The organism is Acidobacteriota bacterium, from assembly GCA_030697165.1.
Classification (GTDB): Bacteria; Acidobacteriota; Vicinamibacteria; order Vicinamibacterales; family UBA2999; genus 12-FULL-67-14b.
Map to the genome: position 1 here is coordinate 101207 of JAUYQQ010000002.1, position 20040 is coordinate 121246.

Annotated in this window: 18 protein-coding genes; 16 read left to right on the forward strand and 2 right to left on the reverse strand. The window is 66.9% G+C overall.

Annotated elements, in window-relative coordinates:
- Positions 1–3: 3 nt before the first annotated feature.
- Complete coding sequence (locus Q8T13_01865) at positions 4–969, reverse strand: RibD family protein (GenBank protein MDP3716494.1); 966 nt, start codon at positions 967–969, stop codon at positions 4–6.
- A gap of 125 nt (positions 970–1094) precedes the next feature.
- On the opposite strand from Q8T13_01865, the gene Q8T13_01870 reads away from it, so the two are divergent.
- The 13 genes from Q8T13_01870 to Q8T13_01930 all read left to right on the forward strand — a co-directional run bounded on the left by Q8T13_01870 (position 1095) and on the right by Q8T13_01930 (position 15253).
- Positions 1095–2399 (forward strand): dihydroorotase, encoded by a 1305-nt coding sequence (locus Q8T13_01870; GenBank protein MDP3716495.1) that lies wholly within the window; start codon positions 1095–1097, stop codon positions 2397–2399.
- Positions 2396–3022, forward strand: coding sequence for a phosphoribosyltransferase family protein (locus Q8T13_01875; protein MDP3716496.1), 627 nt, complete (start codon positions 2396–2398; stop codon positions 3020–3022). The genes Q8T13_01870 and Q8T13_01875 overlap by 4 nt, the downstream gene beginning before the upstream one ends.
- 5 nt (positions 3023–3027) lie before the next feature.
- Positions 3028–3870: a TIGR02757 family protein gene (locus tag Q8T13_01880; GenBank protein MDP3716497.1), complete on the forward strand. Its 843-nt coding sequence runs from the start codon at positions 3028–3030 to the stop codon at positions 3868–3870.
- A 55-nt stretch (positions 3871–3925) separates the two neighbouring features.
- Positions 3926–4174, forward strand: coding sequence for an antitoxin VapB family protein (locus tag Q8T13_01885; GenBank protein MDP3716498.1), 249 nt, complete (start codon positions 3926–3928; stop codon positions 4172–4174).
- A 200-nt stretch (positions 4175–4374) separates the two neighbouring features.
- Positions 4375–4557 carry a type II toxin-antitoxin system VapC family toxin gene (locus tag Q8T13_01890; GenBank protein ID MDP3716499.1) on the forward strand — a complete coding sequence of 61 codons (183 nt, stop codon included), beginning with the start codon at positions 4375–4377 and terminating at the stop codon, positions 4555–4557.
- Complete coding sequence (locus tag Q8T13_01895; GenBank protein MDP3716500.1) at positions 4538–5938, forward strand: FAD-dependent monooxygenase; 1401 nt, start codon at positions 4538–4540, stop codon at positions 5936–5938. The genes Q8T13_01890 and Q8T13_01895 overlap by 20 nt, the downstream gene beginning before the upstream one ends.
- Positions 5939–6007: 69 nt before the next feature.
- Positions 6008–7696 carry a quinohemoprotein amine dehydrogenase subunit alpha gene (peaA, locus tag Q8T13_01900; GenBank protein ID MDP3716501.1) on the forward strand — a complete coding sequence of 563 codons (1689 nt, stop codon included), beginning with the start codon at positions 6008–6010 and terminating at the stop codon, positions 7694–7696.
- The gene (peaB, locus tag Q8T13_01905) at positions 7693–9141 is read left to right on the forward strand and encodes a quinohemoprotein amine dehydrogenase maturation protein (GenBank protein ID MDP3716502.1); all 1449 of its coding nucleotides are present in this window, start codon (positions 7693–7695) and stop codon (positions 9139–9141) included. The genes peaA and peaB overlap by 4 nt, the downstream gene beginning before the upstream one ends.
- Positions 9138–9494, forward strand: a complete 357-nt coding sequence (gene qhpC, locus Q8T13_01910; protein MDP3716503.1) for a quinohemoprotein amine dehydrogenase subunit gamma — start codon at positions 9138–9140, stop codon at positions 9492–9494. Before peaB ends, qhpC begins: the two co-directional genes overlap by 4 nt.
- 5 nt (positions 9495–9499) lie before the next feature.
- Positions 9500–10612 (forward strand): hypothetical protein, encoded by a 1113-nt coding sequence (locus Q8T13_01915; GenBank protein MDP3716504.1) that lies wholly within the window; start codon positions 9500–9502, stop codon positions 10610–10612.
- 3 nt (positions 10613–10615) lie between these two features.
- A complete protein-coding gene (locus Q8T13_01920; protein ID MDP3716505.1) occupies positions 10616–12343 on the forward strand; it encodes an ABC transporter ATP-binding protein in 1728 nt (575 codons plus the stop codon).
- Positions 12340–13023, forward strand: a complete 684-nt coding sequence (locus tag Q8T13_01925) for a S8 family serine peptidase (protein MDP3716506.1) — start codon at positions 12340–12342, stop codon at positions 13021–13023. Before Q8T13_01920 ends, Q8T13_01925 begins: the two co-directional genes overlap by 4 nt.
- A gap of 7 nt (positions 13024–13030) precedes the next feature.
- Positions 13031–15253, forward strand: coding sequence for a DUF5916 domain-containing protein (locus Q8T13_01930; GenBank protein MDP3716507.1), 2223 nt, complete (start codon positions 13031–13033; stop codon positions 15251–15253).
- Positions 15254–15283: 30 nt separating this feature from the next.
- Here Q8T13_01930 and Q8T13_01935 read toward each other — a convergent pair whose 3' ends face one another.
- Positions 15284–17743, reverse strand: coding sequence for an ABC transporter permease (locus tag Q8T13_01935; protein ID MDP3716508.1), 2460 nt, complete (start codon positions 17741–17743; stop codon positions 15284–15286).
- An 89-nt stretch (positions 17744–17832) separates the two neighbouring features.
- Here Q8T13_01935 and Q8T13_01940 point away from each other — a divergent pair, with 89 nt between their 5' ends.
- The 3 genes from Q8T13_01940 to Q8T13_01950 are packed head-to-tail and all read left to right on the forward strand — an operon-like array spanning position 17833 to position 20033.
- Positions 17833–18342 carry a GNAT family N-acetyltransferase gene (locus Q8T13_01940; protein ID MDP3716509.1) on the forward strand — a complete coding sequence of 170 codons (510 nt, stop codon included), beginning with the start codon at positions 17833–17835 and terminating at the stop codon, positions 18340–18342.
- Positions 18343–18374: 32 nt separating this feature from the next.
- Complete coding sequence (locus tag Q8T13_01945) at positions 18375–19358, forward strand: M28 family peptidase (protein ID MDP3716510.1); 984 nt, start codon at positions 18375–18377, stop codon at positions 19356–19358.
- A 15-nt stretch (positions 19359–19373) separates the two neighbouring features.
- Positions 19374–20033 carry an ankyrin repeat domain-containing protein gene (locus Q8T13_01950; protein ID MDP3716511.1) on the forward strand — a complete coding sequence of 220 codons (660 nt, stop codon included), beginning with the start codon at positions 19374–19376 and terminating at the stop codon, positions 20031–20033.
- Positions 20034–20040 lie beyond the last annotated feature (7 nt).

The following is a 20040-nucleotide window of genomic DNA, read 5'->3' on the forward strand; positions in this document are numbered from 1 at the left end:
CGCCTAGATCACTCGCGTGACGGCCGGAGCGCGGTCGGCCGCGTGATCGGTGTTGGTCTGCGAATCCAGCTCGCAGTCGAACAGCACGTCGCCGCCCATCCGGAACACACGATAGCCAGGGCGGAGGCAGTCGCGCAGGCGCTCCTGCGGCGCCAGCCGAATGGCGGGCCGGCCGTCGCCGATCAACACCGGCGCGATCGCGAGTTGCAGGCGGTCCAGCAAGTCCGCTGCCAGAAACGCCGACACCGTGACGCCACCGCCTTCAACGAACACGCGCCCGCAGCCGCGCGCCCGCAGCAGCGCCAGCAGTTCCGCTACGCCCCCCGGGCCTTCGGCAACGCCGATGGCGGTGGCATCGCCCACCTGCGTTTCGCCTGACGCCAGCCGTGATTGTTCGCAGACATAGAGTGTCGGGGCCGCGCCATCGGTGAAGAGCTTGAAGGTCGGTGCGAGCCGCCGGCCCGGGTCGTAGATCACGCGCAGTGGGTGTGGCCCGCTCACGTGCCGGGTCGTCAGCTGCGGATCGTCCGCGGCCACCGTGCCGGCACCAACCACGACCGCGTCGCACAACGCCCGCATGCGATGCAGGTGGACGATGTTGCCGCCGCCGGTGACGAACTGCGAATCACCGGAATGAGTGGCGATGAACCCGTCGAGGCTCTGGCCAAGATGTCCAACGGTCATCGGCCGTGAAGTCGTTGCGCTGCAAATGGGGAGGTAGAGATCGAGCAGGTCTGCCAGAGGGCTGTCGACCGGCAGCCGCGAGTGCCAACCGGAGCCCGGCTGCCACTCGAGCACGGCACGGTCGGCATCACCGGTCACCGGTTGCAGCTTCGTGCCGTCCAGCGAGAACGACTGTGCCCGCCCATCACGCTCCAGGTCGCCGGCCATGGCGCTGGCCGCGAGCAGCAGGGGCCAGGTGGCGTCGGCGGCTAACGCCGATGGCGACGAAATGCTTTCTGGCGACACCTCCCATCACTATGCCATACTCACCAGCGTCTCTTTAACGCGGGCCCGCGAGCCCGAGAAGAGGTGTCCATGACCACTTTCCTGTCACCCGGGCGGCGTACGCCGCACATGCTCCTCACACACCTATGAAACGCTTGCTCAAGGGCGGCCGCGTCGTCGACCCGGCCAACGGACGCGATGGCATCTTCGATGTGCTGCTCGACGGCGATCGTATTGCCGAGGTCGGTGCCAACCTGAAGGCCGACGGCGCCGAGGTCATCAATATTCCGGCCGGGCTGGTCGTGTGTCCGGGCCTGATCGACATGCACGTGCACCTGCGCGAACCCGGCCAGGAGCACAAGGAAACCGTCGCGACCGGCGTGGCCTCGGCCGTGGCCGGTGGCTTCACCGCGGTCGCCTGCATGCCCAACACGAAGCCGGTCAACGACAACGCCGGTGTCACCAAGCTGATCCTGCAGAAGGCAGCCGAAGCGAACCTGGCGCGGGTGTATCCCATTGGTGCCGTCTCGCGCGGGCAGAAGGGCGAAGAGCTTGCGGATATCGCCGAGCTGAAGGAAGCCGGGTGTGTCGCCGTGACCGACGACGGTTTGCCGGTGGCGACGGCCCTGCTGGCGCGACGGGCGCTCGAGTACACCAGCATGTTCAACATGCCGGTGATCGAGCACTGCGAGGATCAAACGCTGAAGGGTGATGGCGTCGCCCACGAAGGCCCGGTGGCGGCATCGCTCGGCCTGCGCGGCATTCCGGGCGTCGCCGAGGCCATCACCGCCGGGCGCGACATCCTGCTGGCCGAAATGACCGGCGGCCACATCCACATCGCGCACATGAGCGCATGGACCACCATCGAGGCGGTCCGCCAGGGCAAGAGCCGCGGCGTGAAAGTGACCTGCGAGGTGTGCCCGCATCACTTCACGCTGACCGACGACCTGCTGGCCGCGCCGGTGGCGTATGACACCAACACCAAGATGAACCCGCCGCTGCGCGAGGCGCGCGACCGCGACGCCATGCTCGCCGGTATCGTCGACGGCACCGTGGACGTGATTTCGACCGACCACGCCCCGCATCATTACGACGAGAAGAACGTCGAGTACGACCGTGCGCCGTTCGGCATTGTCGGTCTCGAAACCGCGGTGTCGATCACGCTCGACAAACTGGTGCACACCGGCCTGATCACGCTGTCGCGCATGGTCGAACTGATGTCGGTGAACCCGGCGAAGATCCTGAACGTGCCCGGCGGATCCTTGTCGGCCGGAGCGCCGGCCGACATCACCATCCTGGCGCTGGAGTTGCCCGTGACGGTCGACAAGACCAAACTGGTCAGCAAGTCGAAGAACACGCCGTTCCACGGCTGGGCCTTCAAGGGCGGCGTGGCCGCCACCATCGTCGGCGGACGCACGGTCTACGCCAACCCCGCGGCAGGACTCCAATGACTTCATCTGGAAACGCCCGTCACGACGGTGTCCGGGCGCGCGCGCTCGACGACATGCGCCGCTTCGAAGTGGTGATGGCGGGCCACTTCGATTACGGCAACGGCTTTCACGGCAAGCTCTACCTGAATCCGCACAAGCTGCTGCAGTGGCCGTCGACGATCTGGCGCGTCGCGCAGGATCTGATCGACATCATGCCGGCGGACTTCGCCGAGGCCGAGGTGATTGCCGGCCCCGCGACCGGCGGCGCGGTGCTGGCCCACACGGTGGCCGGCCTGCTCGACGGCCGCCGGCCCATGACGCATCCCCCGTACTCGTTCGCGCCGTTTGGCGATGAGGAAGGCGACCCGGTCCTCAGCCCGTTCTACGCGACGAGCATGCACGGCAAGCGCGTGTTGATCGTGGACGACGTGCGCAACACCGGGACGACCTTCCGCAAGTGCGCGGACCTGGTCGCGGCTGCCGGCGGCATCGTCATTGGGACCATGCAGATCGTCGACCGCTGCGAGGTGTGCGTCACCGTGGACGTGCCGAACGTGGCGTTGGTGGAATACACCGCGCCGCCCAACTATGCGGCGGGGTCCTGCCCGATGTGCGCCGACAGGGTCCCGATCACCAGCTTCTGACGCCGTTGGCCGACCTCCGCTCGGCGCTGGACACGCTCTACCTCACGTTCAACGCGGATCGCGTGGTGACCGATCCGATTTGGATCGTGCACCGCTACGAGCGGCCCGACGATCGCGAGGTGGTGGCGTTTATCGCGGCGGCGCTCGCGTTCGGGCGCGTGCAAAGCGTCCTCAACTCGATCAACGGCATGCTGCAGGTGATGGGGCCGTCGCCGGCCGCGTTCGTGCGCGCGTTCGAGCCGGCCCGCGATCGCCGCAAGTTCGATCACCTGGTGCATCGCTGGACCAAGGGCATCGACATGGCAGCGCTGGTGTGGGTGATGCACCAGATGATCCGAGACGGCGGATCGATCGAGGGCTTCTTCGCCGCCGGCCTGCCGGCTGACGCGGTGGACGTCGGCGAGGGCCTGCAGTCGTTCTCGACGCGGGCGTTGGCGCTCGATCAGAAGGCGGTCTACGGCCGCGCGAAACCGAAACCCGGTGTCGCCTACTTCTTCTCGCGCCCGTCATCCGGCGGCGCCTGCAAGCGGCTCAATCTCTTCCTGCGCTGGATGGTGCGCCGCGATCAAGTCGATCTGGGCGTCTGGACGCGCGTGCGGCCGAGTCAGTTGATCGTGCCGCTCGACACGCACGTGATCCGCGTCGGGCAGTGCCTGCGGCTGACGAAGCTCAAGAGCCCGGGCTGGCGAATGGCGACCGACATCACCAAGTCACTACGTGCGCTCGACCCCATCGACCCGGTGAAGTTCGACTTTTCGATCTGCCACCTGGGGATGATGAACGCGTGCGGGTTCGGCAAGAAACAGCGCGATTCTCAGTGTCCACTCAAGGGCTGTTGTCGGCCGTAAGTGTCTGTTGAAACAGGCTATTGACCTGCCATCTGTGTAATGTGCATATTGAGATATGGCCACCAAGACGATTTCGTTGAAAGTAGAGGCATATAACCGGCTGAGCGCCGCCCGCCGCTATCGCGACGAGTCGTTCAGCGAGGTGGTGATGCGGGCCACCTGGCCGGAAGATACCATTACCGGCCGGGCGTTGCTCGACTTGTTGGGCTCGCGGCGGGTGCACCTCCGTGACGAGGAATTGGACCGCATCGATGAGATTATTCAGCGCGATCCGCCGCCCGAGGACAAATGGGCCGGGCGCTGATTCTTGAGAGCGCGTTTCTAAGAGATCTTGAGCGTACTCATCGCCGTGGGGTGCCAGGAGGGGCGCTAGAGTTCCTTGAGGCGAACCAAGACGCCCGGCTCTATCTGCCGTTCGTGGTAGCGGGAGAGATCGCTTCAGGCATCTCCATGCGCGACCGCGCTCGGTGGGAGGCGTTTCTGGCACCCTATTATGTGTTGCCTGTGACCCCCGAAGTCAGCTGGCAGTACGGCCGCGCATTCCGTCACTTGCGCGACAACCGCATCCCAATAGATCGGAGCGAACTCTGGATCGCCGCCACCGGCCTCGCCTACGAGATGCCGGTGGTCACCAGGAACGTCGAGCACTTCAAGCGCGTGCCGGGCCTTGAAGTTGAAAGTTACTGACCATGTGGTGGTGCTCGGCGGCGGTCCCGCGGGTGCCGCTGCCGCGAAGCTCCTCTCGGAGTGGGGCCATCCCGTCCGCCTGATCACGCGACCGGCTCCCGACGCTCGCCTGGCCGTGTCTGTTCCCCCCAGCACCGGCAAGCTGTTCGAGGCCGTGGGCATCCGCGACGCGATCGGGCGCGCCGGTTTCATCCGCTCCACCGGCAATACCGTCTGGTGGGGACAGCCGCAGCCGCGCGTCGAACCATTTGCCGGCGGCTCCCTGGGATGGCAGGTCCCACTGCAGCGCCTGGACGACGTGATGCTGGCGGAGGCGAGGGCCGCCGGCGTGGCCGTTGAACGCCGGCTGGTCGTCGAGGCCGACCTGGCGGCGGCGGCCGGTCAGTTCCTGATCGACGCCACTGGTCGATCGGGCCTGCTGGCTCGCGCCAAAGGGGTGCGCGTCCATGCGGACGGACCGCGCACGGTGGCGCTGGTGGCCGAATGGAAGCGCGCCGGGGCGTGGCCCGTGCCAGACGACACGCATACCCTGATCGAATCCTACGAATCGGGATGGGCCTGGTCGGTGCCAACGTCGCCCGGCATTCGGCATGTGGCGGTGATGGTCGATCCGCAACGGTCCGCGCTTGCCCGCGGCGCCTCGGCCCGCGAGCTTTACCTCGCGGAGATCGACAAGACCGTGACCTTTCGGCGGCTGACCGCCACCGCTGAATGCGTGGACGGCCCGAAGGGCTGGGACGCGTCCGAGTATCGCGCCGAGCAGTACGCGGGCGATGGTTGGCTGCTGGCCGGCGACGCCGGCTCCTTCATCGATCCCCTGTCGTCCGCAGGCGTGAAGAAGGCGCTGGCGTCGGGCTGGCTGGCGGCAGTTGTGGCGCACACCTGCCTGCGCACGCCCGCCATGCGCCCGTACGCACTGGCTTTCTTCTCCGGCCGCGAGCAGGAGATCGAGCGCCACTATTCGCGGATGAGCCGTGCCTTCCTGGCTGAGGCCGCGCCCAATCACCCGGATGCGTTCTGGCGCGACCGCGCCGACGCGCCCGACGCGCCGGGCACCGATGCCTTGGTCCTGCGGGAGGCGCTCGAGGCGCTGCGCTCGGCGCCAAACCTGGCCCTTCGTCCCGGCGACGCGGCCATCGAGCCGCGCCCGGTCGTTCGAAATCACGAAATCGTGCTCCAACCACACATCGTCAGCGGCAGCGAATCGATTCGATTCGTGCGGGGCGTTGACGTGATCGCGCTGAGGGAGCTGGCGCCGCAGTGCGCGCAGGTCCCCGACCTGTTCGAGGCGTACGGCCGGTTGCACGGCCACGTCCCCCTGCATGACTTTCTGTTTGCCCTTGCCACCGTGGTTGCGCGGCGCTGGCTTGTGTCACAATGACGCCGAATTGTCGGAGGTCCCGAAGTGACGAGAGCGACACGTGCCATCGCGGTGGTAGGGGTTCTATTGGTGACGTTGCTGGCGGGTGTGGCCGCCACACAGCAGCCGCCCGCGGCCGCGCCCACGGCCAAGCCTGAGGAGGGCATCCCGGTGACGGACGCCACCGTCCAGAAGGCGTGCGGCACCTGCCACCGGCCCGACGACAAGGGCCAGATGTCGCGCATCTCGTTCCAGCGCAACACGCCCGAGGGCTGGCAGTCGACCATCCAGCGAATGGCGGCGCTGAACGGCCTCAGCATCGATCCGGCCACCGCGCGCCAGGTGGTCAAATACCTCTCCAATAATCACGGCCTGGCGCCCGAAGAGGCCAAGCCGGCCGCGTGGGAAGCTGAACGGCGGCTGATTGACTTCAAGTACACCGCCAGCGCCGACACCGAGTCCACCTGCATCCGCTGCCACTCGATGGGCCGCGTGATCTCGCAGCGGCGCACCCGCGGCGAGTGGAACCTGCTGATGGCGATGCACCGCGGCTGGTACCCCCTGGTGGATAACCAGGCGTTCCGCCGCAACGGTCCGCCACCACGCGATCCCTCAGCCGATGGCCGTCCGCCAGACCTCCGGCAGCCGGTGGAGAAGGCCGTTGACCATCTCTCTGGTGCGTTCCCGCTCAAGACTCCCGAGTGGACGGCGTGGTCGGCCACCATGCGCGCGGCCCGGCTCGAGGGCACCTGGACGCTGAGCGGTTGGGACGCCGGCAAAGGCGCCATCTTCGGCCGCGTGACGATCAGCGCCGATCCGGCGGCACCCGACGAGTTCACGACCGCCACGACCTACCGCGTCGCCCGCACTGGCGAAACCGTGACGCGCACTGGCCGCGCGCTGGTCTACACCGGCTTCCAGTGGCGCGGCCGCTCGACCACCGCCGCGGGCGCCGATTCGGCCATGCGGGAAGTGATGTTCGTGGATCGCGACTGGCGGCAGCTCGAGGGCCGCTGGTTCACGGGCGGCTACGACGAGGTTGGACTCGACGTGCGACTCGACCGGGTCAACGCCGACCCGCGGGTGCTCGGCACCGACCGCACGGCGCTCAAGCAGGGCGCCACTGGGCAGGAGTTGAAGATTTACGGCGCTAACTTCCCAACCGGGCTCCGCCCGGCGGATATCGATCTCGGCCCCGGCCTCACCGTCACGCGGATCGTCAGCGTCACTCCCGACGTGGCCACCGCCGCCATCGACGTGGCGGCGACCGCCGCCTTGGGCGCGCGTGACCTGTTCGTCGCCGGCGCCTCGAAGCCCAAGGCGCTCGTGGTGTTCGATCGCGTGGACACGATCAAGGTCAAGCCCGACTGGGCCATGGCGCGGGTCGGCGGCACCACGTTTCCGAAGATGCTGGCGCAGTTCGAGGCGTGGGCCTTCCACAATGGCGCTGACGGCCGGCCCGATACGCCCGACGACCTGAGCCTCGGCATGGTCGATGCCGCCTGGAGCATGGAAGAGTTCGCGGCGACCTACGACGATGACGATGTGAAGTTCGTGGGTGCGCTGGATGCGGCGACCGGTCGCTTCACGCCGAACGTCGATGGTCCCAACCCGGCACGCAAGGGCAGCCGCAACAACATTGGCGACGTGTGGGTAGTGGCGACCTACGCCGCCGAGGCCGGTGGCGGAAAGCCGGCGGGCAGCATTCGCGCCAGGGCCCACCTGCTGGTCACCGTGCCGCTGTACATGCGCTTTGACCCGACAGTGGGTGTCCCGTGACCCTCGGCCTGCGCGAGTTCCACTCGTTCGAGGCGGCCGGCCGGCGCTACCTCTACCTCGTGCCCAGTGCGGCGGTGTTCGCGCTGGACGATTGCTCCGAGGCGATCCTGCAGGAATTGGGGCGCGGCCCGCTGCCGGTGGCCGATGTGGCCCGCAACCTGTCGAATCGATTCGACGCCGCCGAAGTCACCGACACGATTGCCGAACTGCAGCGCGTCCGCGCACTCGGCGAGATGAGGGCCAAGCCGGATAAGCCACAGCCGAAGATTGTCCCGCTGCGCCCCGTGCCGCTGCAGACACTGGTGGTGAACGTCACCAACCAGTGCAACCTGGCCTGCACCTACTGCTACGAGTACGGCGAGGACAAGATTGTCGACACCGCCAACGGCCAGCAACCGAAGTTCATGAGCGAAGAGACCGCCCGCGAGAGCGTCGAGTTCGCGTTGCGCGAGTCGCGCGAGAACAAGCACGCGCACATCACCTTCTTCGGCGGTGAAACGCTGATGAACTTCCCGGTGCTCAAGGCGACCATTGCCTACGCCCGCCGGCGGGCTGCCGAAGTCGGCAAGGACATCGACTTCAGCCTCACCACCAACGCCACGCTGCTGCAGCCGGAGGTGATCGAGTTCCTGGCCAACGAGCGGGTCGGCGTCACGATCTCAATCGACGGCCCGGAAGAGATGCAGGACAAGTTCCGCGTCTTCAACAACGGCCAGGGCAGCTACGCGATGGCCGCGCCGAAGATCAAGGCGCTGCTGCAGCGGCACCGCACGCGGCCGGTGGGCGCCCGGGTCACGCTGACTCGGCAGACGCTCGACGTCCGCCGCATCTATCACCATCTGACCGAGGAATTGGGATTCTGGGAAGTCGGGTTCGCGCCGGTGACCACGGCGCCCGGCCGCGACTACGCCATTTCGGACGGCGGCTTCGACCACCTGCTCGAGCAGTTCCGCGCGCTGGCCGCCGACTACCTGGCGGCGTCGCTGCGGAACCGGCATCACGGCTTTTCGAACGTGCGCGAGACGCTGCAGGAGATTCATCACGGCCACGCCAAGGCGTATCCGTGCGGCGCCGGCATCGGCCTGATGGGCGTGTCGACCGACGGCCGCGTGGCCTTGTGTCATCGTTTCGCCGGTTCCGACGACCACGGCCTCGGCACCGTCACCGACGGCATCTCGTGGGAGAAGCAGCAGGCGTTTCTCGACACGCACCACGTTGCCAACAAGACCGATTGCCAGACCTGCTGGGCGCGCCCGATTTGCGCCGGCGGCTGTTACCACGAAGCCAACACGCGTTACGGCTCAACAGCATCGCCGAACCTGCACTACTGCGAGTGGATTCGCGGCTGGACCCACACCTGCCTTGAAATCTACGGCGAGTTGGCGGCGCGCAACCCAGAATTCCTGGCCCAGTTTGACGACGCACCAACGGAGAAGGTGTCATGAAGCATCTGACTGCGATCAATCGCAAGGCCACGCGGATGGAAGAGGTCACCAGGGACACCGCCAAGGATGTCGTGGCGTTGCAGCAGGGACCGCCGCAGCAGCCCGAGCCGCCGCACATTCCCAACGGGTGCTCGCTCGTGTTCTCACCCGGCTGGGAAGCCGATCGCAACGGCGGCACCGCCGGGTTGTGCCAGCCGGTCGAACGCGACCTGTTCGACTGCCACATGGGTTGCTTCTGGCCGGCGCAGGTGCCCGACCAGTTGAACCACGCGCCCGACTGGACCGCGAAGTGTGCGGCCGCGCAAAAAGACTGGCGCAAGATTGATTTGATCTTCCCGGACGAGAAGAAGTGATGGCGATGCGACGGCGATTCGTATTCGTGGCAATTGCGCTGGCGCTCGCGGTGGGCGCGACCTCCACCTCGGCGCAGCGGCCGGCTCGCCTCGGCGCGCCGATCGCTGCCGGTGGTGACCACTTGCTCTACATCGGCGCCTACGATGGCTCCATTCACATCTTTGACGAGGCGACCGACCGGCAGGTCGGCGCGATCAAGCTCGCGACCGGCATACCCCGCTCGCTGACCTTGTCGCAGTCGCGCCGCAAGTTCTACGTGCTCGACTCGACGCTCGAGAAGATCGAAGTGGTCGATATTGCGACGCGGACCACTGACTCAACCTTCACCCTTACCGAAGGCAACAAGCAGGTCCGCATTCGCGGTCTGCAGGTCGACCCGCTCGAGCGGTTCCTGATCCTGCTGACGCGGTCGGCCACCAAGCAGATCGACCGCTGGGAGATCGGCGACATCTCGCTGCAGCTCTACGACCTCGCCGAGAAGAAGATCACCCGCACCATCCCGTGGCCACGGGGCGAGGAACGCGAGGGCGTCAACATCCGCTTCTCGCCAGACGGCAAGCTGCTCTACTTCTTCGGCGACGATGTGCTGATCCTGGAGACGCAGAACTTCACCGAGGTCGACACCTGGGCGCTCAGCCGGCCGCTCGAGCCCGGCCTCGGCCGCATCAGCTTCGGTCAGGTCGACGACTTCAACGACGACCCCGGCTTCTTCACCGGCCTGTTCACCATCCAGGATCCGGTGCAGAACCGCCGCATCATGGGCCTCGGTCGCGTCAACCTGGTCGGCAAGAGCATCGACTTCACGCCGATCGGGCCCGCCGAAGGCGTGGGCTTCGCCATGGCGCCCGACCGCAAGCGCGGCTATGGACTGATGCAGCAGATCGGCCGCTACGAGTTCTGGGCCTTCGATGTGACCGCGCGAAAGCTGATTAGCCGCACGCCGTTCGAAGGGCGGCCGCGCATGGCGATGCGCGTGTCGTCGAACGGCCGGCTGCTCTATGTCTTCCAGGCCGGCGAGACCATCGACGTTTACGACTCAACCTCGTACCAGCTGCTGCGCACCATTTCGATGACCGCCGACCAGACGACGAACCTGTTCATCCTGCCAAAGAAGTAGCACGTGGACCGACGCGCGTTCGCCTATCTCGTTCCATACTGGCGGCGCCTCGTCCTGGTTCTCGTCATCAGCCTGATCAGTACGGCCGCCACCCTGGCGATGCCGTACCTGTCCAAGGATCTCATCGACAACGCGCTCATCGGCCGCGACCCCGTCGCCCTTCGCCGCATCGTCCTGATGTTCGCGGCGCTCGGTGTGGTGGGCTTTGGGTTGAACGTGGTGAGCGGCCTGCGCTACACCCGCGTGTCGGCGGAGATCCTGTTCGATATGCGGCTGTCGATGTACGCGCATCTGCAGCGGCTGTCGCCCCGCTTCTACGCCCGCACCCGGCTGGGCGACATCGTGTCGCGCTTGAACAATGACATCAGCGAGATCCAGCGGGTCGCGGCCGAGGCAGCGCTGGCCTGGGTCGGTAACGTGCTGTTCCTGGCCGGCAGCCTGGTGATGATGATTTGGCTCGACTGGCGGCTGTCGCTGATGGCGCTGGCGCCCCTGCCGATCAGCCTGATCGCCCTCGGCTTTTACCGTCGCCGGCTCGAAGGCCGCATCGCCGACCTTCGACAGCGCAGCAGCGACATCGGCAGCTTCCTGATCGAGACGTTGCAGGCCACGTCGCTGGTGGTCGCCTCCAACGCCCAGGTTCGCGAGCGCGCCCGCTTCGGGGGCCTGAACGGCGCCTTCATCGACGCGCTGATGCGCATGCAGCGCGTCACCTACTTTGCCGGCGGCCTGCCGGGCACCGTGTTGTCAATCGGTTCCGCGGTCGCGTTCTTCTATGGTGGCATGCGCGTGATCGACGGCACGTTGACGCTGGGAACGATGGGCGCGTTTCTGGCCTACCAGATGCGGGTGTTCGCGCCGGCGCAGGCCCTGATGGGGCTCTACGCCAGCCTCACCACGGCCAAGGTGTCGTGGAACCGGGTGCGCGAGATCCTCGATGCGCCGGTGGACGTGCAAGAGCGGCAAGACGCCCGGGCCCTGCCACAGTGCCGCGGCGAGGTGCAGTTCGAGGCCGTGACGCTCGGGACCGATCGCCAGTCAATCGTCCTTGATGCGGTGACGTTCACGGCGCGGCCGGGTGAGTGCGTGGCACTGGTCGGCGGCAGTGGTGTCGGCAAGAGCACCCTGGCGTACCTCGCGACGCGACTGCTGGATCCGGATAGCGGGGTTGTTCGTCTCGACGGTCACGACCTGCGCGATTTGCAACTCGACGACCTCCGCCGGCACGTCGTCCTGGTCGAGCAGGAGCCGACGCTGTTCCATGCCAGCGTCGCCGACAACATCCGCTACGTCAGGCCCGCGGCGACCGATGCCGAGGTGATGCGGGCGGCCGAGGCAGCTGGCATTGCCCGGTTCATCGCGGCGCTGCCGAGCGGGTTTGCCACGCTGGTGGGCGAGCGCGGGCTCGCGCTGTCGGCCGGCGAGCGGCAGCGTATTGCGCTGGCGCGGGCGTTTCTCGCCGACCCGGCGGTCCTGGTCCTCGACGAACCAACCGCGGCGCTTGACGCGATCGCGCAGCGCCAGGTCATCGATGGCTACCAGGCGGTGATGAAGGGCCGCACCACCCTGCTGATCACGCATCGCCGCGAGCTGGCGATGGCCGCCGATCGCGTGGTCGTGCTCGAGGGCGCCCGGGTGGTCGACGAGGGCCGGCCGCAGGAGCTGGCCGGCCGATCCGGGGTGTTCGCGCGGCTGTTCGAGATCGATCACCCGGCGGGCATTGACGCATGACCCGGCCGGTCAGGGTCGTCTTGATCGACAGCGGCGTGCACGCGGCCCATCCTCACGTCGGGGGTGTCAGTGGCGGGGTCGGCATCGATTCATCCGGGGATCTTCACGATGATTTCGTCGATCGCCTGGGCCACGGCACGGCGGTCGCCGCGGTGGTTCGCGAGAAGGCGCCGGCGGCTGAGATCCTGATCGCCAAAGTGTTCGATCGCGAGTTGGCCGCGACCGGGCCGGCGCTGGTGGCCGCGGGCGAGTGGGCGATTGAGCAACGCGCCGACGTCGTGAACCTCAGCCTGGGCACCACCAATGCGCAACACGAGGGCGCGCTGGCTGTGGTGGTCAGCCGCCTTCGCGAGTCCGGTGCGGTCATCATCGCGGCGGGACCGCAAGACGGTGTGGCGTGGCTGCCCGGGCGCTTGCCGGGCGTCTGGAGCGTGACGCTCGATTGGTCGCTGCCGCGAGAGCAGTGCCGGGTGGCCGTGAGTCCGGCCCGTGAAGTGTCTTTCACCGCCTCGGGTTTCCCGCGGCCGATTCCTGGCGTGCCGCCGGAGAAGAACCTGAAGGGTCTGAGCTTCGCCGTCGCTAACGTCAGCGGCTTGGTCGCGGCGTTAATCGCAAACGAACCGGGCACCGATCCGGTGGACCTGCTCTTGCGAGCGGTGTCGACCGGACGGATGGGCTGACCGAGGTATGCCCCTCGTTCTCGTTGTCTTACTGCTGAGCCTCGCCCGGTTCGCCGACGCTCAGACCGCCGCCGGACCCGCCATTGTCAGTCGCACGGCGAACGACCACGTGACGGTGCGCGCCGTGCGCGTCACTGAGCCATTACGGATCGACGGCCGCCTCGACGAAAGCGTCTATGCCGACGTGGAGTCAATCACCGGCTTCATCCAGCAGGAACCGCAAGAAGGCCAGCCGGCCACCGAGAAGACCGAGGCGTGGATCCTGTTTGACGATGTGAATCTGTATATCAGCGCGAGGAACTGGAACTCGCAGCCAGAGCGGGAGATCGCCAACGAGCTGCGCCGCGACAACGCCAACATTCTCGGCAACGACAACTTCACGTTCGTGATCGACCCGCTGCACGATCGCCGCAACGGCTACCTGTTCCAGACCAATCCGCTCGGCGCGTTGCGCGACATGACCGTGACCGACGACCAGCAGAACTCGGCGTGGAACGGCATCTGGTACGTCGAGACCGGCCATTTCGAGCACGGCTGGACCATGGAGGTGGCCATCCCCTTCAAGTCGTTGCGCTACAGTGGCAGCGGGCCACAGACCTGGGGCATCAACCTGCGCCGCCTGGTGAAATGGAAGAACGAGTTTTCCTATTTGTCGCTCGTGCCGGCGGCGCTCGGCACGGTGGGAGTCAGCCGCATGGCGTCGGCCGCGACGGTGGTCGGCATCGAGACGCCGGCGGAGTCCAAGAACATCGAATTCAAGCCGTATGCGGTCGCTACGTCTACGACCAACCGGACTGCGACGCTGCCGTTCGACAACGACGGCGACTTCAACGCCGGACTTGACTTCAAGTACGGCCTGACACGCAGCCTGATTCTCGACGCGACCTATCGCACGGACTTTGCTCAGGTGGAGGAGGACCTCCAGCAGATCAACCTCACGAGATTCAGCGTCTTCTTTCCCGAGAAGCGGGACTTCTTCATCGAGGGGCAGGGCATCTTCGACTTCGGCGGCGTGCAGGCGGGCAACAGTCCCGGCGACGTGCCGCTGCTGTTCTTCAGCCGCCAGATCGGGATCAGCCAGGGCCAGGCGGTGCCCGTGCTCGGCGGCGCCCGGCTGACCGGTCGCCAGGGCCCCTTCAGCATTGGCGTCCTCAACATCCAGACCGACGACCAGCCGTCGGCGCGGGCGGTGTCGACCAACTTTTCGGCCTTGCGCGTAAAGCGCAACCTGTTGCGCCGCAGCAACGTGGGCGTGATGGCGACCCGGCGTGGCCCGGCCATCGGCGGCACCGGCGCGCCCAGCTACACCTTTGGCGCGGATGCCACGCTGTTGTTCTTCAAGAGCATCAACGTGACCAGCTATTACGCCATGACCAGCGTGCCGGGCCGGACTGGTGGGAACGTGACCGGCACCAGCTATCGCGGCCGCTTCGACTACACCGACGACCGCTATGGGGCGTCCGCCGAGCACATGTTGATCGACAAGACCTTCGCCCCGGAGGTCGGTTACGTCAGGCGCACCGACGTGCGGCGCAGCTTCGGCCAGGCGCGCTTCAGTCCGCGGCCACGCGCCAGCGCATTCGTTCGCAAGTACACCTGGCAGGGTGGTGTGGAATACGTCACCGATGCGTCGGCGACCACCCTGCAAAGCCGCGACGTGTCGGGTTTGTTTCGAATCGACTTTCAGTCGAGCGATCAGGCCAGCATCGACCTGTCGCGCGAGTACGAGTTGCTGCCCGCCCCGTTTGTCATTGCGCCAGGTGTCGTGGTGCCCGCGGGTGGCTACACCGATGGCACGGTGCGGCTGGGTTACACGCTCGGGCAACAGCGCAAGGTGTCGGGCCGGTTGTCGGCCGCCACCGGCACGTTGTATGGCGGCACGAAGTCGGTGGTGTCGTACAGCGGGCGCTGGGGCGTCGTGCCACAGTTGTCGCTGGAGCCGAGCGTCGCACTCAATTGGGTCAGCCTGCCGTACGGCGACTTCACCGCCCGGCTGGTAAGCTCGCGCTTCACGATCACGCCGAGCGCGCGGATGCTGATCAGCAGCCTGGTCCAATTCAATGTTGACACCCAGACCCTGAGTTCAAGTGCGCGGTTGCGGTGGGAATACACTGGCGGCAGCGAGCTGTTCGTGGTCTACAGCGACGGCCGCGACACCTCGGCCACCGGCTTTCCGCTGCTGCAGAACCGAACCTTTGCGGTCAAGGCGACGCGGCTCCTGCGACGGTAGCGTCCGGCTTCAGGCGGACCTCTGAATCCGTCAATCGTGCCGCAGCGCGATCAGCGGGTCGAGGAAGGTGGCGCGCCGCGCCGGCCAGACGCAGGCGGCGACTGCGACCACCGCCAGCAGCACCGCGATGCCGCCGATCGTCAGCGGATCGCCGGCCGTGGTCTGGACCAGCAACTCCGTGCTCTGGAACAGCCGGCCCACGCCGTACGCGCCGGCCACCCCGAGGGTAAGCCCGATTGCCAATTGCACGAACGACTGGCGCAGGAACAGCCAGGTCACCTGGTTCGACTGCGCGCCAAGGGCCATGCGCACGCCGACCTCCTGCGTGCGCTGCGTCACGGAGTAGGCGGTCACGGCATAGAGGCCGATTGCCGACAACGCTAACGCGATGCACGCAAAGACCGCGAACATCGTCCCGAAGACGCGGAACGGCCAGCGCGCCTGCGCCAGCGACCGGTCCATTGTCATGATGCCGAAGAGCGGCAGGTCGGCGTCAATGGCGCGGACTTCCTCGCGCAGGATCGGCGCCATCGCCGTCGGGTCGCTCTGGCTGCGCACCAGCAGTGTCATAAAGGCGCGCGGATCGGTGCGGAAGGGCAGGTAGGCAATCGGATCGGGATCCGGCAGCTGGAAGTCACGTTGCCGGACGTTGGGGGCGATCCCGACGATGGTCGCCGCCAGCGAGACGGGAATGCCGCCGGCCGGCGCGGCGCCGCCCTGCAGGTCGATGCTGAGCACGATGCGGCGGCCGATCGGATCCTCGTTCGGGAAGTGCAGCTGCGCGAAGCGCTGGTTGATGATGGCGGCCTCGCGGCCAATCATCCCGTCCTCGTCGGTGAGCCCGCGGCCGCGCACGAGCGGCGCGCCAATGGTTGCGAAGTAGCGCGGATCCACGGTCAACATGGTCACATTTGGCGCCTGCTGGCCCTGTTCGAGCGGCTTGCCGTCGAGCGTGAGCCGACGCAGGAAGCCGCCCTGCATGGGCGGGTGGCTGGCGATCGTGACCGACTCGATGCGGCTGTTCGACTTCAGGCGCTCTTCGATCTGCTGGTAGAACGCGAGGCGCTGCTCGAGCGCCGGGTACTTCCGCTCTGGCAGCGACAGCCGCATCACGAGTAGTTTCGACGTGTCGATGCCCAGGTCGAGGCTGTACATGGTGACGAAGTTGCGCATCATGAACGCGGCGCCGGCCAGCAAGACGACGGTGAGCGCCAGTTCGCCGACGATCAGCGCGCCGGTCCAGCGGCGGGCGCGGACGCCGGCGGTGCCCGACCGTCCGCCTTCTTTCAGCACTTCGTTCACGTCGGTCTTCGAGATGTGCAGCGCCGGGGCCAGGCCGAACAGCACGCCGGTGCCGAGGCAGATCGCCGCCAGGTACGCGAAGACGCTGCCGTCCATCGTGAACTGGATCCAGTAGGGCCGGCCGACGTCCTGGGTGGCCTGGTCGAACAGCCGGATGCCGACGAACGAGATGGCCAGGCCGATCACGCCGCTGATCGTCGCGAGCAGGACGCTTTCGATCAGCAGTTGCCGGATCACGCGCCAGCGCGTGGCGCCGAGCGAGATGCGGACCGAGATCTCCCGCCCGCGCTGCGTCGATCGCGCCAGCAGCAGGTTGGCGACGTTGGCGCAGGCGATCAGCAGCACGAACGCCACCGCGCCCATCAGCGACAGGAACACCGCCCGAATCGGCCCGCCGTTCATGAACTCGTTGAACGTCAGCACCTTCGGCTGCACGTCCTGGTTGGTGTCGGGGTAGTCGGCGGTCAGCTGGCGGCCAATGTTGATGAGCTCGCCTTGTGCCTGGTCGCGGGTCACGCCCGCCGCGAGCCGTCCGAACACCGACAGGCCGCGCGAGTTGCGCTTCTGCTGCTCCAGCCCATTGATCACCGACAGCGGCTGCCAGAGGTCGGCATTCTGCGGGAACTTGAATCCTTCCGGCATCACCCCGATCACCACCGACGGCACGTCGTTGATCCGGATCGTGCGGCCGATCACGTTGGGGGCGCTGCCGTAGCGGTTCTGCCACATGCCGTGGCCGAGCAGCACGACCGCGGCGGCGCCCGGCCGGTCGTCCTCGGGCAGAAAATCACGGCCGAGTGCGGGCCGCTGACGCATGATCGAGAAGGAGCTGGCGCTCAGGTAGGTGCCGTTGAATTGCTCGGGCAGCTGGCCTTCGTCGCTGACGTTGGCGGCAGTGCCCGTGAAGGCGGCCAGCGATTCGAACGTGCGCGTGGTGTCGCGCCAATCCCTGAAGTCCAGGTACGACACGCCCATTTCGTTATTGCGCACCGGGTCGAACGACCGCATGGCCATCACGCTGTCGGGCTCGTCAATCGGCAGGCCGCGAATCAGCACCGCGTTCACGAACGTGAACACCGTGGTGTTCACGCCAATGCCAAGGGCCAGCGCCAGGGCGGCGACCAGCGTGAACCACTTGTCCTTGACCAGCAGTCGGGCCGCGAAGCGAATGTCTTCCCAAAATCCCATGCGTGCCTCTCCCGCTGTAGACCCTGGTGGCGCTAGACACGGTTACGGAGAAACCGGCGGCAGGGTTCCCTTGGGTTACGATTCCGTCCATGACAATCCGCCGTGGCACAGCCGCGGATGCCCCGACCCTGGCGGCCCTGGCGCGCGACACTTTCTTCGACACGTTTGCGTCCACCAACGATGCGACCGACATGGCCCTTCACCTGCAACGGGCCTACGGCGTCGAGCAGCAGACCGCCGAGTTGACGGACCCGCGCGTGATCACGCTGCTGGTGGAAGAGGGCGATCGGGCCGTCGCCTATGCGCAGCTGAGGACGGGCGATGAGCCCGAATGCATCACCGGCCCGCGGCCCATGGAGTTATGGCGGTTCTACGTGGATCAGGACTGGCACGGCAAAGGCGTGGCGCAGGCGTTGATGGACCGCGTGGTGGCCGAGGCCGGCGAGGCCGGCGCCCAGACCCTGTGGCTCGGCGTGTGGGAGCGCAACCCGCGGGCGCTCGCGTTTTACGGTAAATGTGGTTTCGCCGACGTTGGCGAGCACGTATTCTTGTTCGGGACCGATCCGCAGACCGATCGCGTCATGACCAGGCCCTTATGAAGACACGCAGAGTAACACGCCGAATAATTGTGTTGAGCATTGTCGCCACCGGCGTCATCTGGTTCCAGGTGGCGGGTCGGTTCGAGGCGAGTCGCATTGACGATCAGCGCGAATCGCGACCGGCGACGCAGGCCCGCGCGGCGAGCCTGCGCGTCGACAGCGACCGGCTGATGGAGGTGGTGACGACGCTGTCGGATCCGAAGTTCGAGGGGCGGGCCGCCGGTTCCCCAGGCGGGATCGCGGCGCGCGCCTGGGTGCTGGATCGGTTCAAGGACATCGGCCTGCAGCCGGTGTCGGGCAGCTACGTGTTCCCCTTCACGTACACGCGCATGACCGCGAAGGGCCGCGTCGACGGCAGCGGCGCCAACGTGATCGGCCAATGCGTGGGCACCGACCCCAAGGCCCCGATCTTCGTCGTCTCCGCTCACTACGATCATCTCGGGGTGCGCGACGGCGTGATCTATCCCGGTGCTGATGACGACGCGTCGGGCGTGGCGGTGATGATGGCGGTGGCGGAGTATTGCCGCAAGACGCCGTTCCGCCGGACCGTGGTCTTTGCCGCGTTCGACGCGGAAGAAGCGGGGCTGCAGGGCGCCAAGGTGTTTGTCGCGTCGCCGCCGTTCCCCAAAGAGCGCATTGTCCTCAACGTCAACCTCGACATGGTGAGCCGCAGCGACAAGCGGGAAATCTTCATTGCCGGGACGCACCCATGGCCGCAGCTGAAGGCGCCGCTCGAGCAGGTCGCGAAGCGCGCCCCGATCACCGTGCTGTTCGGCCACGACAAGCCGGTGGCGATTGCGGGCGGCGTCGATGATTGGACCAACCAGTCGGACCACGGCCCCTTCAACGCCGCGAAGATTCCGTTCGTGTACTTCGGCGTCGAGGACCACGCCGACTATCACAAGCCAACCGACACCGCCGACAAGATCAATCGCGGATTCTTTGTTGATGTGGCCGAGACGGTGCTTGATGCGGTGCTACAGCTGGATGCGGCGTTCGCCGCGCCACCGAAGTAGCAGAAAGGGAGCGCGATGGAGGCCTTGTTCGATGCGATCAAGAAGGGGCAGGTCGATGAAGTTCGACGCCTGGTCGGCGCCACGCCGGCGTTGGCCGGCGCGCGCGACGCCAATGGCGTGTCGGCCATCCTGATTGCGGCCTATCACGGGAAGCGCGACGTGGCCGCGGCACTGGTCGAGATGGGCGCGCCGGTCGACATCTTCGAGGCCAGCGCGCTCGGCCTGGTGGGCCAGATCACCGCGCTTGTGACCGCCGCCCCGGGACTGGCCTCGGCCTACGCGCAGGACGGGTTTTATCCGCTCGGCCTGGCCGCGTTCTTTGGGCACCTCGACGCCGTCCGCGTCCTGATCGCCGCCGGGGCCGATGTGCGGGCCACCGCGAAGAATCCGTTCAAGGTGCAGCCCGTTCATGCCGCCGCTGCCAGCCGCAACCTTGACATCCTGCGCGCGGTGCTCGAGGCCGGCGGGGATCCCAACGTCCCGCAGCAACAGGGCTTCGTCCCGCTGCACGAGGCCGCCACCAACGGCAACCGCGAGATGGCGGAGCTGCTGCTCGAGCACGGCGCCAATCCGCGCCTGGCCAACGAAGCCGGCAAGACGAGCATCGACCTGGCCACCGACAAAGGCCACACCGAGCTGGCCGCCCTGTTGGGTGCCGCCCTGTTGGGTGCCTGACCCCCAA

Coding starts and splice junctions, on each gene's coding strand:
- Q8T13_01870 (MDP3716495.1), top strand. CDS start 1,095: ATGAAACGCTTGCTCAAGGGCGGCCGCGTCGTCGACCCGGCCAACGGA.
- Q8T13_01875 (MDP3716496.1), top strand. CDS start 2,396: ATGACTTCATCTGGAAACGCCCGTCACGACGGTGTCCGGGCGCGCGCG.
- Q8T13_01885 (MDP3716498.1), top strand. CDS start 3,926: ATGGCCACCAAGACGATTTCGTTGAAAGTAGAGGCATATAACCGGCTG.
- qhpC (MDP3716503.1), top strand. CDS start 9,138: ATGAAGCATCTGACTGCGATCAATCGCAAGGCCACGCGGATGGAAGAG.
- Q8T13_01915 (MDP3716504.1), top strand. CDS start 9,500: ATGCGACGGCGATTCGTATTCGTGGCAATTGCGCTGGCGCTCGCGGTG.
- Q8T13_01925 (MDP3716506.1), top strand. CDS start 12,340: ATGACCCGGCCGGTCAGGGTCGTCTTGATCGACAGCGGCGTGCACGCG.
- Q8T13_01930 (MDP3716507.1), top strand. CDS start 13,031: ATGCCCCTCGTTCTCGTTGTCTTACTGCTGAGCCTCGCCCGGTTCGCC.
- Q8T13_01935 (MDP3716508.1), bottom strand. CDS start 17,743: ATGGGATTTTGGGAAGACATTCGCTTCGCGGCCCGACTGCTGGTCAAG.
- Q8T13_01940 (MDP3716509.1), top strand. CDS start 17,833: ATGACAATCCGCCGTGGCACAGCCGCGGATGCCCCGACCCTGGCGGCC.
- Q8T13_01950 (MDP3716511.1), top strand. CDS start 19,374: ATGGAGGCCTTGTTCGATGCGATCAAGAAGGGGCAGGTCGATGAAGTT.